Raw genomic sequence first — 15,723 nt, forward strand, 5'->3', positions numbered from 1 at the left:
CCCATTATCCTTTCCGCGACGGCAGCGGGTCAGGCCCCCATGGCCCGGGACTGCCCGAGAATCGCCATGAGATCGGCCTCGGCCTCGCGGGGCCCCAGGTCAAGCAGGTTCTCAAGCGCCTGCAGGTGATCGCCGATGACCTGGCGCGCCGCCTCAGGCTCGGCGTCGCGCAGGCACTCAAGCAAGCGTGGATGATCACCTTCGAGAAAGCACGAGGCCAGGGACGGCCGCTTGTAGAGGGCAATGACGATGGAGGTGCGCAGAATCAGGTCGGTGAGCATGGCACCCAGCACCCGGTTGGGTGACAGCTCAGCAAGCCGGTGGTGGATGGCCAGGGAGTGTTCGATGCGGGCAGGCTCGTCGCCACGCTGATGGGCGTCGACTTCGAGGCGTGACAGCGCTTCCAGCGCCTGGCGTTGCTCCTCATCGAGATGCCCGGCTAGCAGAGCCACCACCTCACCCTCGACGAGGCGCCGTGCGGCAAAGGTCTCGAGGGTCTCATCGATGCTGGGAGAGCGAACCCGAGCGACCTGGTTGGGGCGCTGATCGATGACATGGTTGGCGGTCAGGCGTGTCAGTGCCTTGCGCACCACCGAACGGCTGACACCGAATATCTCGCCAAGGGTGACTTCGGGCAAGCGAGTGCCCGGCGGCAAGCGTTGCGTCAGTACCGCATGACGGACCTTGTCGACGATATGCTGATCGCTGATTCTCTCGCCCGCCCGAATGGCGGCCTGAACGTCTTCCTTCCAGGTCTTGCTCATGTGTCGCCCTTGATTACCAACCGAACCTGTCGGCACCATCGCACTTTTTTACGCCGGTGGCTACATGACGCAAGCATAGTGTATACAATTTCCGAGCTGAGGAATTACCTCTCTGCTGCTGGCCCGTTCAGAACCAGGTCGGCATCACATCCACGACATCAAGCTCGGCGTTGGCCAGCAACACCTGGCGCCACTTGTCGAACGTCAGGCAAGGGTGGGACACGCCGAATGCCACGATATCGCCCACCCGAACGTCCCGAGCCCCCTCACTGCTTTCGGCCCGCGCCTCATCGAGGTGATCGGAGCGTGGCAGCCGCACGAAGGCGTGCTGATCCATCAACTTGACCACCTCCCAGCCCTCGACCGAGAGCGGCCGTGATGCGCAGCCGCCCTCACGGTAGCGACGCAGGGGTTCCGGCAGGCGGTCTCCCCCGGCATCGCGCCGGCCCATGGCCACGATGGCCAGCCCCGGTTCAGGCAACGACTGCACCTGGGCGAAGACTTCAAGCGCCGGCAAAAGCCCATTGGCGAGCTCGGGGCGCCGTCGCCGAATGTCGCGCTGGGCGTCGCGGTAAAGGCCATGGTCGTGCACCACATAGCACCCCGGACGCAGCACGGGTACGAAGTGCGCGCCCAGGTGGGCCTCGCGGAAGACCCCGGCGATCAGGTCGTACCAGGCCGACCCCGAGGCGGTGATCAGCGGATGCTGCGCCTCGATCAGGCGATCATGATCCAGCGCCTGGGCAACCTCGACGAGCTGCCAGGCATAGCCGCGCACGCTGGCTTCGGGGTTGTCTCCCAGCCCCACCCCCTCGTAGCCCTCGATACCCGAGAGCACCAGGGCCGGTTCGGCATCGATCGCCTCGCCAAGCGCCATCACCTGGTCGTGGTCCCGGCAGCCACATCGCCCACCGGGCACGCCCAGCTCGATCAACACCTTGAGGCGCAGCTCGCGGGCGCCGAAATACCGGCCCAGTTCGCTCACGTTGGCCAGGCTGTCGACCACGCAGGTGATGTCGGCCCCGGCCTCCAGCAGGTCGGCGATGATCGCCATGTTGGCCTCGCCCACCAACTGATTGGCCAGCAAAAGTCGTGAGACGCCGCCATGAACGCAGGCGGCCCGACACTGTGCGGCGGTGGCCAGGGTGATCCCCCAGGCGCCCGCGTCGAGCTGCCGGCGAAACAGCGCCGGTGTCATGGTGGTCTTGCCGTGAGGCGCGAGTTTGGCCCCATGATCGTTAGCAAAGCGCTGCATCCAGGCCAGGTTATGCGCCAAGGGCGCTTCGAACACGACTGCCGCCGGCAGGCTGACGCCATCCAGTAGCGAGTTGCCGATTTCCGGCAGCCCTTTGTCAACCAGCCCCTTGTCAACCAGCCCCTTGTTGAAGTGCCCCTTGTCGAACTGTTCTTTCTCGAACGGCCCCGTCCCCGCCCGGCCACCATCGCGGTGACCGGAGCCAGGCGCGGCCGATACCGGGCGGTCAGCGCACATGACGCTCGTTCACATCGAGCACCTTCAGGGTGTTGGTGCCGCCATGGGCGTTCATGTGGTCGCCTCGGGTCAGCATGACGTGGTCGCCCACCTCGGCAATGCCCTGCTCCACCAGCAGCGCCATGGCTCGGTCATTGAGCTCTTCCGCCGCCATGTCGCTGGTATCGAAGGGCAACGATACCACGCCACGATAGAGCGCCATGCGCCGCTGGGCGATGGCGCTGTGGGCCAGCCCGACGATCGGCAGGCCCGAGCGAATGCGTGAGGCGATCAGCGGCGTGTAGCCGGTCGAGGTCATGCAGGCGATCGCCGCCACCCCGGAGAGGTGGTTGGCGGCATACATGGCGGACAGCGCGATGGTCTCGTCGATCTTGGTGAAGCCTTCGTGAATGCGGTGACCGGATTCCTGGGCGATGCGCTCGCGCTCGGCGCCCAGGCAGACTCGATCCATGGCCTCGATGGTTTCCACCGGAAAGTCGCCGGCGGCGGTCTCGGCGGAGAGCATCACCGCGTCGGTGCCATCGAGCACGGCGTTGGCCACGTCGAACACCTCGGCGCGGGTCGGCAGGGGCGATTCGATCATCGACTCCATCATCTGGGTGGCGGTGATCACCGCCCGGTTGAGCTGGCGGGCGCGCTTGATGATGCGCTTCTGGGTGCCGATCAGGCGCGCGTCGCCGATCTCCACGCCAAGGTCGCCGCGCGCCACCATCACCGCCTCGCAGGCCTCGATGATGCCGTCGAGGGTGGCGTCGTCGGCCACCGCCTCGGCGCGCTCGAGCTTGGCGACCAGGCCGATCTCGCGGCCAGCCTCGCCCAGCAGTTCGCGCGCCTCGCGCATATCGGCGGCGGTGCGCGGGAAGGAGACGGCCAGGTAGTCGACGCCGATGTCGATGGCGGTCTTGAGGTCGGCGCGGTCCTTGTCGGTGAGCGCCGGCGCCGAGAGCCCGCCGCCCTGCTTGTTGATGCCCTTGTTGTTGGAGAGCTTGCCACCGACCACCACGCGGGTGTGAATGGCCTGCCCTTCGATGCGTTCGACGTCGAGCACCAAGCGGCCGTCATCGAGCAGCAGGCGGTCGCCGGCGTCGACGTCCTCGATCAACTGCTTGTAGTCGCAGCCCACCCGTTCAGCGTCGCCGGCCGCGCCATCGAGCGCCATGTCGAGCACGAAGGGCGCGCCCTCGGCCAGCGTCACGGCGCCGTTGGCAAAGCGCGCGATGCGGATCTTCGGGCCCTGCAGGTCCCCGAGCGCCGCGACACTGCGGCCCAGGCGCGAGGCAATCTCGCGCACCTCGCCGAGCCGGCGGCGGTGATCCTCCGGCGAGCCGTGGGAGAAGTTCAGGCGCACCACGTCGACACCGGCTGAGATCATCGCCTCGAGCACGCCCTCGCGGTCACTGGCCGGCCCCAGGGTGGCAACGATCTTGGTGCGGCGGATGGGCTCATGAATCGGCGAATGGGGGGGTAGGGTCATAGTGTCCTCGGCAATACCAGAATGGCTCGGAAGTCGTTGACGTTGGTTCGCGTCGGCCCGGTGACGATCAATCGTCCCAGGGCATTGAAGTAAGTATATGCATCATTGCGTGACAGATGGTCGTCAAGGTCAAGCCCGATCGCCGAGGCGCGCTGCCAATCCTCAGGCGCGAAGTGGGCACCAGCGTTGTCCTCGGAGCCATCGATGCCATCGGTGTCGATGGCCAGGGCGTGAATTCCCGGCGCCCCGGCGAGCGCCTGGAACAGCCCCAGCAGATACTCCACATTGCGCCCACCCCGGCCGTTGCCGCGCACCGTGACACTGGTTTCGCCGCCCGACATCAACAACAACGGTGCACTCAGCCCGGCCTGGATAGCCATCGCCAGGCGCCCCTGGGCACGTCCCAGCTCACGCGCCTCACCCTCCAGGTCGTCACCCAATACCCGCACGTCGATGCCCTGCGCCTCGGCACGCGAACGCGCCGCCTCCAGGGCATCGCTGGCACGCGCCAGCACATGCACCTCGTCATTGCCAAAGCCTGGATCCTTGGGATGCGGGGCCTCGAGCGTGTCGCCCAGGTGGCGCCTTACCGAGTCGGCCATCGCGATGCCGCGACGCTCGAGGATCGCCAGGGCGTCCGCGGGTGTCGAGGTGTCCGGCAGGGTCGGCCCGGATGCCACCAGGGTCGGGTCGTCGCCGGGCACATCGGAGATCAGCCAGGTCAGCACCCGCGCCGGATGGGCCGCCGCCGCCAACCGCCCGCCCTTGATGGCGGACAGATGCCGGCGCACGGTGTTGATCTCGCTGATCGGCGCTCCAGAGCGCAGCAAAGCGCGATTGATCGCCTGCTTCTCATCGAGTGGGATACCCGGCGCGGGCAGGCTCATCAATGCGGAGCCGCCGCCTGAGATCAGCGCGATCACCAGGTCATCCTCGCCCAGCCCCGCGACAGCTTCGAGCATCCGCCGGGCGGCCTGTTCACTCAAGCCGTCGGGCATCGGGTGTGAGGCTTCCAGCACCTCGATTCTATGGTCATCAACAGCATGGTCATCAACATCGTGGCTATCAATACCATGCCCGTGGCGGGTGACCACCAAGCCCTCGAGTGGCGCCTCGCTCTGGTGAGCCTGCCAGGCGCGCTCCAGGGCCGCCGCCATGGCCGCCGCGGCCTTGCCGGCGCCGATCACCACGGTTCGGCCAGCCGGGGGCGGTGGCAGCATGTCGGGCAACAGGCTATCGGGGTGCACGGCGCGGACCGCGGTGTCAGCGAGGTCGATCAACCAGGCCTGGGGCGAGGCATCGAAAGAGACGCCACCATCATCGACGCTTGGCGTATCGGGGATATCGGCATCGCGTTGGGGGGGGAACGAAATCTCGGTCATCAAGGCACTCCTCGCCGCCGGGGCAGCGACAGGAAGAAAGGGGAACATCAAGCCAGGAAAAGGCCCGGCGGCAGGCGATTCCCATGGGAACCGCTGTCACCGGGCAAGGCCACCAGGCGGTGGCCGGAGGGTAGTCGACGACCCGACGCCTACCCTCGAGGAAGACAAGACAGTGCCGGCACACCCAATGCTTCAAGTGAGGTCATCGGGTGGCACGATGTCCGGCGACTGACCAGCGCCTTCCTTCAGGGAGCAGTCACCTCCCCTTCACCCACCGGCCAGGCACGATGGCCGATGGGCAAAGCTCACGACTGGCCGATCTGGTGGTTGGCCAGTTCTTCAAGGGCACGCACGATGCCGGCATGGTCCCAATCCTCGCCGCCATGGGCGGCACAGGCCTGGAACAGCTGCTGGGCATTGGCGGTACCCGGCAGCGCCAGGTTCAGGGTGCGTGCACCTTCCAGTGCCAGGTTGAGATCCTTCTGGTGCAGCTTGATCTTGAAGCCGGGATCGAAGGTGCGGTTGATCATGCGCTCGCCGTGCACGTCAAGGATCTTCGACTGCGCCAGACCACCGAGCAGCGACTCGCGCACCTTGGCGACATCGGCACCCGCCTTGGAGGCGAACAGCAGACCCTCGGAGACCGCTTCGATGGTCAGGGCGACGACGATCTGGTTGGCCACCTTGCAGGTCTGGCCGGCCCCGTGGCCGCCAATCCGGGTGATGGTCTTGCCCATCACCTCGAGAATCGGATGAGCGCGCTCGAAGCCCTCGACGGTGGCACCCACCATGATGGTCAGCGCGGCGTTGATCGCCCCACCCTCGCCACCGGAAACCGGTGCGTCGACATACTCGCCACCCGCTTCATGAATGCGACGGGCGAATTCCTGGGTCGGCATCGGCGCGATGGAGCTCATGTCGATCACCAGGGTGCCGGGCTTGAGGCCCTCGATGATGCCGTCCTCGCCGAACAGCACCTGCTCGACATCCGGGGTGTCCGGCACCATGGTGATGATCACTTCGGCTTCGGCCGCCACCGCCGCGGGGCTGGCGACTTCGCGCATGCCTTTCTCGGCAAGCGTGGCATCGAGGCTGCCACGCTTGACGGTCACCAGCTCATGGCCGGCGTCCAGCAGATGGCCCGCCATGGGACGGCCCATGATGCCCAGTCCAATAAATCCGATCTTGCTCATGATGCTTCTCCTTTCAACTTTTCACTGTGCTTTGTGCGTTTGCGCCCGTTTCCAGCAACGCAAGAGATGAGCGCCGGGGGCAAGTCATAGCGAGGGGCAATTTGCCATGGATGGCAAATGTAGCGCCCAGGGATGGGTTCACAGCGCCCTCGCGATGGCTTGCCGCCGGAAAAGCTCATCGCCGCCGACATCGGCCTACCCACTTCAGCGAACGCTATCCAGCCAGCCCAGCCCTTCCTGGGTCGAACCGGCCGGCTTGTATTCGCAGCCGATCCAGCCCTGGTAACCCAGGCGGTCGAGGTGGCCGAACAGGAAGGGATAGTTGATCTCGCCGGTGCCCGGCTCGTGGCGGCCCGGGTTGTCGGCCAACTGGACGTGGGCGATGCGATCGAAGTGCTTCTCGATGGTCGGCGCCAGGTCCCCTTCCATGATCTGCATATGATAGATGTCGTACTGCAGCTTCAGGTTGTTGCTGCCCACTTCATCGAACAGCGCCAGTGCCTGCTCGGTGCGGTTGAGGAAGAATCCGGGGATGTCGCGGGTATTGATCGGCTCGGCGATCAGCAGGATACCGGCGGCCTCGAGCTTCTCGGCGGCGAAACGCAGGTTGTCGACCAGCGTCTTGCGGGCCTCGTCGTCGCTGACGCCTTCCGGCTGGATACCGGCCAGGCAGTTGACCTGACGGCAGCCGAGCGTGGTGGCGTAGTCGATTGCCTGTTCGACCCCGGCGCGAAACTCCTCGACGCGATCCGGATGGCAGGCGATACCGCGCTCCCCGGCGCCCCAGTCTCCAGCGGGGAGGTTGTGCAGCACCTGGGTGAGCCCATGCTCGTCCAGCCGCGCCTTGATATCGCTTGCCGGGTAGTCGTAGGGAAACAGATACTCCACTCCCTTGAAGCCGGCATCGGCGGCAGCCTTGAAGCGGTCGAGGAAATCGACCTCGGTGAACAGCATGCTGAGATTGGCGGCAAACTTGGGCATTTCGAACTCCTTGGGTCGTACATTATTGAGCGGGTTTGTCTTGCGACAGGCCTGCGAGGAGGCGCTCTGAATACATCCCTGTACGCTACCGATTCCTTCCCTGGAATCGGACCTCCTCTGCGGCCTGTCCCAAGCGCTCTCTGGTCATGCTTCACGTCAGGGCGGCGATCGATGTCGGTGCGTCTGCTTCGTTCTCGGCCAGCGCCTCGAACTCATTGACAGTGCTCAAATCCTTGCCACTCATCGAGATATTGGTGACCCGCTCGAGAATCACCTCCACCACGACTGGCACCCTATGCTCGTCCCTGAGCTGCTTGGCTTTCTCAAACGCCGAGGCGATTTGCTCGGGATCGGTCACGCGGATCGCCTTGCAACCCAGGCCCTCGACCACGGAGACATGGTCGACGCCGTAACCGTTGATTTCCGGGCAGTTGATGTTCTCGAAGGCCAGCTGCACGCAGTAATCCATGTCGAAGCCTCTCTGAGCCTGACGAATCAGCCCCAGGTAGGAGTTGTTCACCAGCACGTGGATGTAGGGCAGATTGAACTGCGCCCCCACCGCCAGCTCTTCGATCATGAACTGGAAGTCGTAGTCACCGGAGAGCGCGACAATCTCGGCATCCGGATCGGCGCGACGCACCCCGAGCGCGGCGGGAATGGTCCAGCCCAGCGGGCCCGCCTGGCCGCAGTTGATCCAGTGACGCGGCTTGTAGACATGCAGGAACTGGGCGCCGGCGATCTGTGACAGGCCGATGGCCGTCACATAGCGGGTGTTCTTGCCGAATGCCTTGTTCATTTCCTGATAGACGCGCTGGGGCTTGACCGGCGTTTCCTTGAAATCGGTCTTGCGCAGCATGGTGCGCTTGCGCTCCTGGCACTCCTCGGCCCACTGACTGCGATCCTTCAGCTTACCTTCGGCCTTCCACTCCCTGGCCACCTCGACGAACAGCGCCAGGGCCGCCTTGGCATCGGAGACGATGCCGAGGTCCGGACCGAAGATACGGCCGATCTGGAACGGCTCGATGTCGACGTGAACGAACTTGCGACCCTCGGTGTAGGTGGCCAGATCACCGGTGTGGCGGTTGGCCCAACGGTTGCCGATCCCCATCACGAAGTCGGCTTCGAGCATGGTGGCGTTGCCGTAGCGGTGTGAGGTCTGCAGCCCCACCATGCCGGCCATCAGCTTGTGATCATCGGGAATGGTGCCCCAGCCCATCAGCGTCGGGATGACCGGTACGCCGGTGATCTCGGCAAACTCGGTGAGCAGGTCGCTGGCATCGGCATTGATGATGCCGCCACCGGCCACCAACAGCGGCTTGTCGGCCTCGTCGAGCATGCCCAGCGCCTTTTCGACCTGGGCACGAGTCGCGGCGGGCTTGAAGCCCGGCAGCGGCTCGTAGGTGTCCGGATCGAACTCGATCTCGGTCATCTGCACGTCGATCGGCAGGTCGATCAGCACCGGCCCGGGACGCGAGCTGCGCATGATATGGAAGGCCTGCTGGAAGGCACGCGGCACCTGGGCCGGCTCGCGCACGGTTATCGCCCACTTGGTGACCGGCCCGGCAATGGCCTGGATATCGACCGCCTGGAAGTCTTCCTTGTGCAGCTTGCTGACCGGTGCCTGGCCGGTGATGCACAGGATCGGGATGGAATCGGCGGAAGCCGAATACAGGCCGGTGATCATGTCGGTGCCGGCCGGCCCCGAGGTGCCGATGCACACGCCGATGTTGCCCGGCCGGGTGCGGGTGTAGCCCTCGGCCATGTGCGAGGCGCCCTCGACATGGCGGGCCAGCACGTGGTCGATGCCGCCGATCTTGCGCATGGCGGCATAGAAGGGATTGATGGCGGCGCCGGGCAGGCCGAAGGCGACATCGATGCCTTCCTTCCTGAGCACGTGGATAGCGGCCTCTGCTGCGGTCATACGAGCCATGACGTGTCCTCCTGTGGGGGAATTTTATTTATTGGAAATAATTTCTGTATACGAGACTAGGACCCCCCGAGCAGGCCGTCAATATTATTTGGAAAATATTTTCACATAAATCTCAAAGCAATAAAAAACACAAGCAATATCAGTTGCTTGTGTTCGTTAGTCTGCGAAAAGTTGACCGAACGGTCAGAGATTGGAGATAGCTCGCTTCAGAAACCCTTGGCGGTACCTCGCGGTTTGGCGGGTTGCGGCTTGTCGCACTTGAGGAAAAGGCCGTGGCCGGTCGGCGCGGTAGGCTTGCCGTCCCTTGATACCACCGTGCCCCGGCACAGGGTCAGCACCGGCTTTCCGCCAAGCTCGATGCCTTCATAGGGGGTGTAGTCCACCGCATGGTTCAACTCATCATTACGAATCGTCACCCGCGCCTTGCTGTCCCAGAGGGTCAGGTCGGCATCGCTGCCGATGGCGATGGTGCCCTTGCGGGGATACAGGCCATATATCTTGGCGGGATTGGTCGCCGTCAGGGCTACGAAACGGGTGGCATCGATGCGCTGCTTCAGCACCCCTTCGGAAAACAGGATCGACAGACGCGTCTCGAGCCCGGGGATACCGTTGGGTATGTGGTGGAAGTCGGCCTGCTCGCCATGCAGCTTCTTGCCCTGGGCGTCTTCGTAACGGAACGGGGCATGATCCGAGGAGAAGACCTGAAAGACGCCACTCTCGAGCGCCTGCCACACCGCTTCCTGAGCCTTCTTGTCGCGTGGCGGCGGGCTGCAGACGCACTTGGCGCCCTCGAAGCCCTCCTTGTCCAGGTCGGCAGCGGTCAACATCAGGTACTGGGGGCAGGTCTCCCCGTAGACCCGCAGGCCACGTCCCTGAGCCCAGCGAATCTGCTCGATGGCCTCGGGGCCGGACACATGCACGATCAACAGCGGTACATCGATCAACTCGGCAAGCGAAATGGCCCGGTGGGTCGCCTCACGCTCGGCGATCGCCGAGTGCGCTTCCCCATGGTAGACGGGCGCTGTCTTGCCCTGGGACTCGAGCAGTTCGGTGAGATAGGCGATGCAATCGGCATTTTCGGCATGCACCATTACCATGCCACCCTCGCGACGAGCCAGCGCCAGCACCTCGAGTACCTGCCGGTCGTTGAGCTTCAGGTCGTCATAGGTCAGGTAGATCTTGAAGGAGCTGTAGCCCTCCTCGATCAAGGCCGGCAATTCCTCCTTGAGCACCCGTTCGGTAGGGTCGGTGACGATCATGTGGAAGGCGTAGTCGATGAGCGCCAGCCCCTCGCTGCGCTGGTGATAATCCTCCACGGCGGCACGCAGGCTCTGCCCCTTCTGTTGCGCGGCGAAGGGAATCACCGTGGTGGTGCCGCCGCAGGCCGCCGAGCGTGTGCCGGTATGAAAGTCATCCGCCATCACGGCACCGTCACCCAGCGGTTGGTCCAGGTGGCAGTGCGCATCGATACCCCCCGGCATCACCCACAGGCCATCGGCGTCGATCACCTCGTCGGCACCCTCCAGGCCCTGGCCAAGCGCCACGATACGCCCATCCTTGATGCCGATGTCGGCGTGATAGCGATCGGCGGCGGTGATGATCAGCCCATGTTTGATCAGGGTGTCAAAGTGTGTCATTCGGGTCTCCTTGAATAGCGGGGGCGGTCAGCCCATGAGATTGGGCAACCACAGCACCAGACCGGGCCACAGCGAGATCAGCAGCACGAACAGCAGCATGATGGCGAGGAACGGCAGGCTGCCGATCATCACGTCGGCAATCGAGCCCCGCCCGCGCACGCCCTGAACCACATAGAGATTCATGCCGATCGGTGGCGTGATCAGCGATATCTCCATCATCACCACCAGGAAGATGCCGAACCACACGGGATCGAAGCCGAACTGCACCACCATCGGCACGACGATCGGTACGGTGGCGATCATCATCGACAGGGTCTCGAGAAAGCACCCCAGCACCAGGTAGAAGATCACCAGCGCGAGGATCAAGCCCATCGGCGACAGCCCGAGCTCGGCCACCCACTGGGTCAATACATGGGGAATGCCGAGAATGCCGACGACATAGTTGAGAAAGAACGCCGCCACGATGATCAGCATGATCATCGCCGTGGTACGCGCCATCGACAGGAAGCATTCGTGGAGCATGCCAAGCGTCAACTTGCGATTGAACGCCGCCAGTGCCAGTGCAGCCACCACACCAAGGGCCGCTGCCTCGGTGGGCGTTGCCCAGCCGCTATAGATGCTGCCGATGACGATCGCGAACACGCCGGCAGGTGGCAGCAGATCCACCAGTGAGGCCAGACGCTGGCGCAAGGGAGCACTGGGTTCGCGCTCACCCGCTACGTCGGGGCGCAGCACCGCAAATGCCATGATCACCAGCATAAAGGCCCCGGCGAGCGCCAGGCCCGGCAGTATGCCGGCGATGAACAACTTGCCGATCGAGGTGTTGGTAATCGCGCCGTAGATGATCATGTTGATGCTGGGGGGAATCAGTATGCCAAGGGTCGCCCCGGCCGCCAGGGTGCCCAGTGCCAGCCTTTCGCTGTAGCCACGTTCGGCGAAGGCCGGCAACGCCACGGTACCGATGGTGGCGGCAGTGGCCACCGACGAACCGGACATGGCCGCGAATACCGAGGAGGCGCCGATGTTGGTATGCAGCAGCCCCCCGGGCAGGCGGTTGAGCCATACCGACAGCGCACTGTACATGCGCTCGGTGATACCGCTTCGCAACAACAGTTCTCCCAGCAGGATGAACAATGGGATAGCCGTCAGGATGAAATCATTCAGGGTTCCCCACAGCGTGTCGCCAAACGAATAGAGCAGAGGCAAGCCCAGATAAATCAGCGTCGCCAGAGCGGCGATACTGAAGATGGCCACGGCGACATGGATGCCCGCCGCCATCATGCCCAGCATGATGAAGAACCCAACGAGAACCTCGAACGCGCCGATCATGAGTGATGCCCTCCCTGCGCGACGCCCGTCATGCCGTCGGCATAGTCGTGTTGCGCCTCTTCGAGTTCATCCTGGGCACCGCGCGGGCCGAACTCCTGGTTCACACGTGCCAGGCGCCCCGTGGCCAGCAAGGAGAGGGCACGCAAGGCCATCAGGGTGGTGAGCATGGCGAAGACCGCCAGGCCGATTACCCAGAGCCCCTGGGGAATCCATAGCGGGGTCTGCAGTGGGGTACTGGCGAGACTGCCGAATTCGAGGGTTTCGTGCAGCGTTTCGATGGCACGCCACAGCATGAACAGCGAGAAACCGGACAACAGCAACATGGCCAGGCCATTGAGAGGGGCCTGCAGGGAGGCCGGCAAGCGCATCATCAGGACATCGACACGCGTGTGGGCCCGGTGCAGCAAGGCATAGGCGAAGCTGAACGAGACGCCGATCGCCAGCACATAGCCGCCGATCTCGTCGACGCCCTGCAGGGAGAAACTGAACAGTTTGCGCGCGATGACCTCGAAGGTGATCAGCAGCGTCAGCCCGAGTGCGGCATAACCGGCGGCAAGGGCGGCACCCCGTGACAAGCGGTGCGTCAAGAGAGTCGAGTTCTGCGATACCATCGGATAACTCCCTGGCCCCGGGGATCATTGCCCCCGGGGCCGGTGATGATGAGGACGACTACTGGATGGAGAGGCCGGCGGACTCACCGACCGTCTCATTCCAGACCCGGGCACAGTCGGCATACTGATCGCTACAGGTCTCGGCCCACACCGGCAATACCGACTCGCTGGCGATACGCTCGACCAGTTCGCGCGACTCCCCGTCCAGCTCCACCAAGGTCATGTCGTAGGCTTCGTGCTGGGTGCAGCTCTCCTGCCCGGTGCTGCAGGCGATGGCATCGTCATTGACGTCGTAGGCAAGCCCCCACATCTGCTCTTCCAGGCGCGCGAAGGCCTCGGTCAACTCCTGCTGCTGGGCTTCGTCGAACCGGTTCCAGGTATCCAGGTTCATGAAGTGGCCCTGCACCGAATAGCTCAGCGGCAGTGGCACGAAGGTGTCGGTGACTTCCGGCCATTTGCCATTGTTGCCCGCCGACGGCGCGGTCACGCCGCAGTCGGCCACGCCGCGCTGCAAGGCCAGGTAGACTTCGCTGAACTGCAGGGTCACCGGGGTGGCGCCCAGCCCCTCGACCAGGCGAGACATGGACGGCGTGAACACCCTGACCTTCTTGCCCGCCAGATCGTCCACCCCATCGATGTCGCCGTTGCAGAACATCATCTGCGGGCCAAAGGGCCACAACGTCATCAACTTGGCATTGAAGCGCTCCTGCAGGCGCTCATCGAACTTCTCGCGCACGGCATCCACCGCCTCGCGTTGCGCATCGAGGCTTTGCGACACGCCGGCAAGGTCGATGCCCTCGAAGAACGGTTCATCGCGGGATGCCATGCCGATCTGTACCGACATGACATCGAAGGCCCCGGAACGGATCAGACGCAGGGCATCGGCGGCCTCGACCCCGATCGCGTCCATCGGGTTGTAGATCACCGCCAGGTCATCCCTGGCATCCAGCTCATTGAAGAAGGGCCGCTCGACCTCTTCCACGTGCAGCTTGTTGCCGGAAAAGTTGCCCACCGCGCGCAACATGGTTTCGGCCTGGGCCATGCCGCCCAGCAGCATGCCGCTGGCCAGTGATACACCCAGTGCAACGCCCTTGATTGTGATTGTTGGCATTGGAGAACCTCATGATTGGAGTGGTTGGTAAGAGTCGCGGATGTGAGTCGCGGATCGAGTTCGTGCTTGGTGTCTTGCCCTCGAGGGCGTCCCTGACATCACGCCGCCAGGCGTGAATCCTGAAACAACTGGCCCCAGCCCTTGATGCGGGAAGGGTCCAACCCGGCAAGCGCCAGCGTCTTCCATACCGTCACGCTGACCGAGTCATAGATGGGAATACCGAGCTCCTTCTCCAGCGCCGGGACAATGCCCGCACCGCGCAGGTTGGTACACAGAATGGTGATGGCCTCGGGCCGGGACTGGGCGACGGCGCGCACCATGTCGGCCAATGTCTGCTCGTCATACTCGGAGAACGAGAAATTGCCGCGATCGTTGAGATGGCGTTCAGCCACCACCTCGATGCCCTCGGCCTGATAGTTGGCCACGATGGCCGCCTGGATATCGTCGAGGTAGGGCGTGACGAGGCCCAGGCGAGTCACTTGGGTACGCGCCAGCGCTTCATTGAGCGCCAGCACGCTGGTGGTGGCCGGCACGCCGGTGACCTCGGTGATGCTGCGACACAACCGGCGGTCTGATTCAAAGCCCAACCAGCTGGATGAGGTGCCATTCCAGGCGATGACATTCATGCGGGCATCATTGAGCAACTGCGCCGCCTCCAGCAGCGGCGCCGGATCGAATTGCGCCAGCGCTTCGTCGCGCATCGAGATCTCTTTCACGGTGAAACGTTGGAAATGTGCCGTGACCCTTGGCAGCAGGTCGCGGAGCAACACACTGGTGTAGGGCTCCAAAACGGTATTGGAGGAAGGGGTCAACATGCCGATGAGGGTGCGCTCCATGGGGTAGTCCCTTGTTATCTTTATGGTTTCTAAAAACAGACACTCCCACCTAAAGAATTTGAAATTCGGAATTCCAAATCTCGGTAGTGACCCAAGCATTGCACAAGGATAGAATTTTGCAAGTGGGCTTTTTCATCCCGCTTGCCAGGTCAACGCCAGCCGAACAGGAGTGCCGCAGCATGGACGACGTGTCCCATACCATCGCCGAGAACCACCCCATCAACGCGCCACGAGCCACGCCGCTGCGCCGACAATCGCTCTACGAGGCGGTAACGGAACGGTTGCGTGACATGGTGCTGGAAGGAGAACTCGCTCCAGGCAGCCGGATATCGGAAAAGCAGCTTTGCGAGGCATTCGAAGTCTCGCCCACCCCGCTCAGACAGGCGCTCAAGGTGCTGGTCAACGAGGGGCTGGTGGAGATGCTTCCCAATCGTGGCGCCAAGGTCACGGAAGTGGATATTCAGGAGGTTGCCGACCTGTTCGAGGTGATGGCCGTGCTCGAAGGCCTCTCGGGCACCCTGCTTGCAACCCGCGCAAGCGATGACGAGATCGCCGAGATTCGCACCCTGCACGACACCATGATGGCGGCCTTCCACAACAACCATCGCCAGGAGTACTTCCGTCTCAACCAGGGTATCCACAAGCGTCTCACGGAGATCTCGGGCAATCGCGTGCTTCTCGAACTCGAGATGTCGCTGACCATGCGGATCACCCGGGCACGCTACGCCGCCAACATGCAACTGGAGCGTTGGGAGGAGTCCGCCAGGGAACATCAGTATTTCGTCGAGGCTCTGGAGCGGCGCGATGCACAGGGGCTTTCCGCGGCACTCAGCCTGCACATGCGCAAGACGGGCGCCGCGGTCATTAAGGGACTCGAATCGTCCTGAGGGGGCACGCCCAAAAATTGTAAACTATAAATTATTGATATTATTGTGTTTATAAAAAAACAGTATTTTATGTTTTGAATTCCGAATTCTGATGTC

At 63.5% G+C, this 15,723-nt stretch carries 13 protein-coding genes; 1 reads left to right on the top strand and 12 read right to left on the bottom strand.

From position 1 onward, the window contains the following. Positions 1-29: 29 nt before the first annotated feature. From C6V82_RS10735 to C6V82_RS10790, 12 genes are all read right to left on the bottom strand, one after another. Positions 30-764 carry a GntR family transcriptional regulator gene (locus tag C6V82_RS10735; protein ID WP_102588208.1) on the bottom strand — a complete coding sequence of 245 codons (735 nt, stop codon included), beginning with the start codon at positions 762-764 and terminating at the stop codon, positions 30-32. Between the two features lie 127 nt (positions 765-891). Further along, complete coding sequence (locus C6V82_RS10740; RefSeq protein WP_102588207.1) at positions 892-2,256, bottom strand: amino acid deaminase; 1,365 nt, start codon at positions 2,254-2,256, stop codon at positions 892-894. Next, positions 2,246-3,730 (bottom strand): pyruvate kinase, encoded by a 1,485-nt coding sequence (pyk, locus tag C6V82_RS10745; protein WP_107164740.1) that lies wholly within the window; start codon positions 3,728-3,730, stop codon positions 2,246-2,248. The genes C6V82_RS10740 and pyk overlap by 11 nt, the downstream gene beginning before the upstream one ends. After that, the gene (locus tag C6V82_RS10750; protein WP_102587007.1) at positions 3,727-5,112 is read right to left on the bottom strand and encodes a glycerate kinase type-2 family protein; all 1,386 of its coding nucleotides are present in this window, start codon (positions 5,110-5,112) and stop codon (positions 3,727-3,729) included. Before C6V82_RS10750 ends, pyk begins: the two co-directional genes overlap by 4 nt. 305 nt (positions 5,113-5,417) lie before the next feature. After that, positions 5,418-6,305: a 2-hydroxy-3-oxopropionate reductase gene (locus C6V82_RS10755; protein ID WP_102587008.1), complete on the bottom strand. Its 888-nt coding sequence runs from the start codon at positions 6,303-6,305 to the stop codon at positions 5,418-5,420. A 204-nt stretch (positions 6,306-6,509) separates the two neighbouring features. Then, complete coding sequence (gene hyi / locus C6V82_RS10760) at positions 6,510-7,286, bottom strand: hydroxypyruvate isomerase (protein ID WP_102587009.1); 777 nt, start codon at positions 7,284-7,286, stop codon at positions 6,510-6,512. 151 nt (positions 7,287-7,437) lie between these two features. Then, a complete protein-coding gene (gcl, locus tag C6V82_RS10765) occupies positions 7,438-9,216 on the bottom strand; it encodes a glyoxylate carboligase (protein ID WP_102587010.1) in 1,779 nt (592 codons plus the stop codon). Positions 9,217-9,422: 206 nt separating this feature from the next. Further along, on the bottom strand, positions 9,423-10,853 hold the full coding sequence (gene hydA / locus C6V82_RS10770) for a dihydropyrimidinase (RefSeq protein ID WP_102587011.1): 1,431 nt from the start codon (positions 10,851-10,853) through the stop codon (positions 9,423-9,425). 27 nt (positions 10,854-10,880) lie between these two features. Further along, positions 10,881-12,182 (bottom strand): TRAP transporter large permease, encoded by a 1,302-nt coding sequence (locus C6V82_RS10775; RefSeq protein WP_102587012.1) that lies wholly within the window; start codon positions 12,180-12,182, stop codon positions 10,881-10,883. After that, positions 12,179-12,793, bottom strand: a complete 615-nt coding sequence (locus tag C6V82_RS10780; protein ID WP_102587013.1) for a TRAP transporter small permease subunit — start codon at positions 12,791-12,793, stop codon at positions 12,179-12,181. The genes C6V82_RS10775 and C6V82_RS10780 overlap by 4 nt, the downstream gene beginning before the upstream one ends. 58 nt (positions 12,794-12,851) lie before the next feature. Further along, positions 12,852-13,904, bottom strand: a complete 1,053-nt coding sequence (locus C6V82_RS10785; protein ID WP_219724474.1) for a TRAP transporter substrate-binding protein — start codon at positions 13,902-13,904, stop codon at positions 12,852-12,854. Between the two features lie 98 nt (positions 13,905-14,002). Next, positions 14,003-14,740, bottom strand: coding sequence for a maleate cis-trans isomerase family protein (locus C6V82_RS10790; protein ID WP_102587014.1), 738 nt, complete (start codon positions 14,738-14,740; stop codon positions 14,003-14,005). Positions 14,741-14,919: 179 nt separating this feature from the next. On the opposite strand from C6V82_RS10790, the gene C6V82_RS10795 reads away from it, so the two are divergent. Beyond that, entirely contained in the window at positions 14,920-15,627 is a 708-nt protein-coding gene (locus C6V82_RS10795; RefSeq protein WP_102587015.1) for a GntR family transcriptional regulator, read from the top strand. The last annotated feature ends 96 nt before the right edge of the window (positions 15,628-15,723 follow it).

Source organism: Halomonas urumqiensis, assembly GCF_003028575.1.
Classification (GTDB): Bacteria; Pseudomonadota; Gammaproteobacteria; order Pseudomonadales; family Halomonadaceae; genus Halomonas; species Halomonas urumqiensis.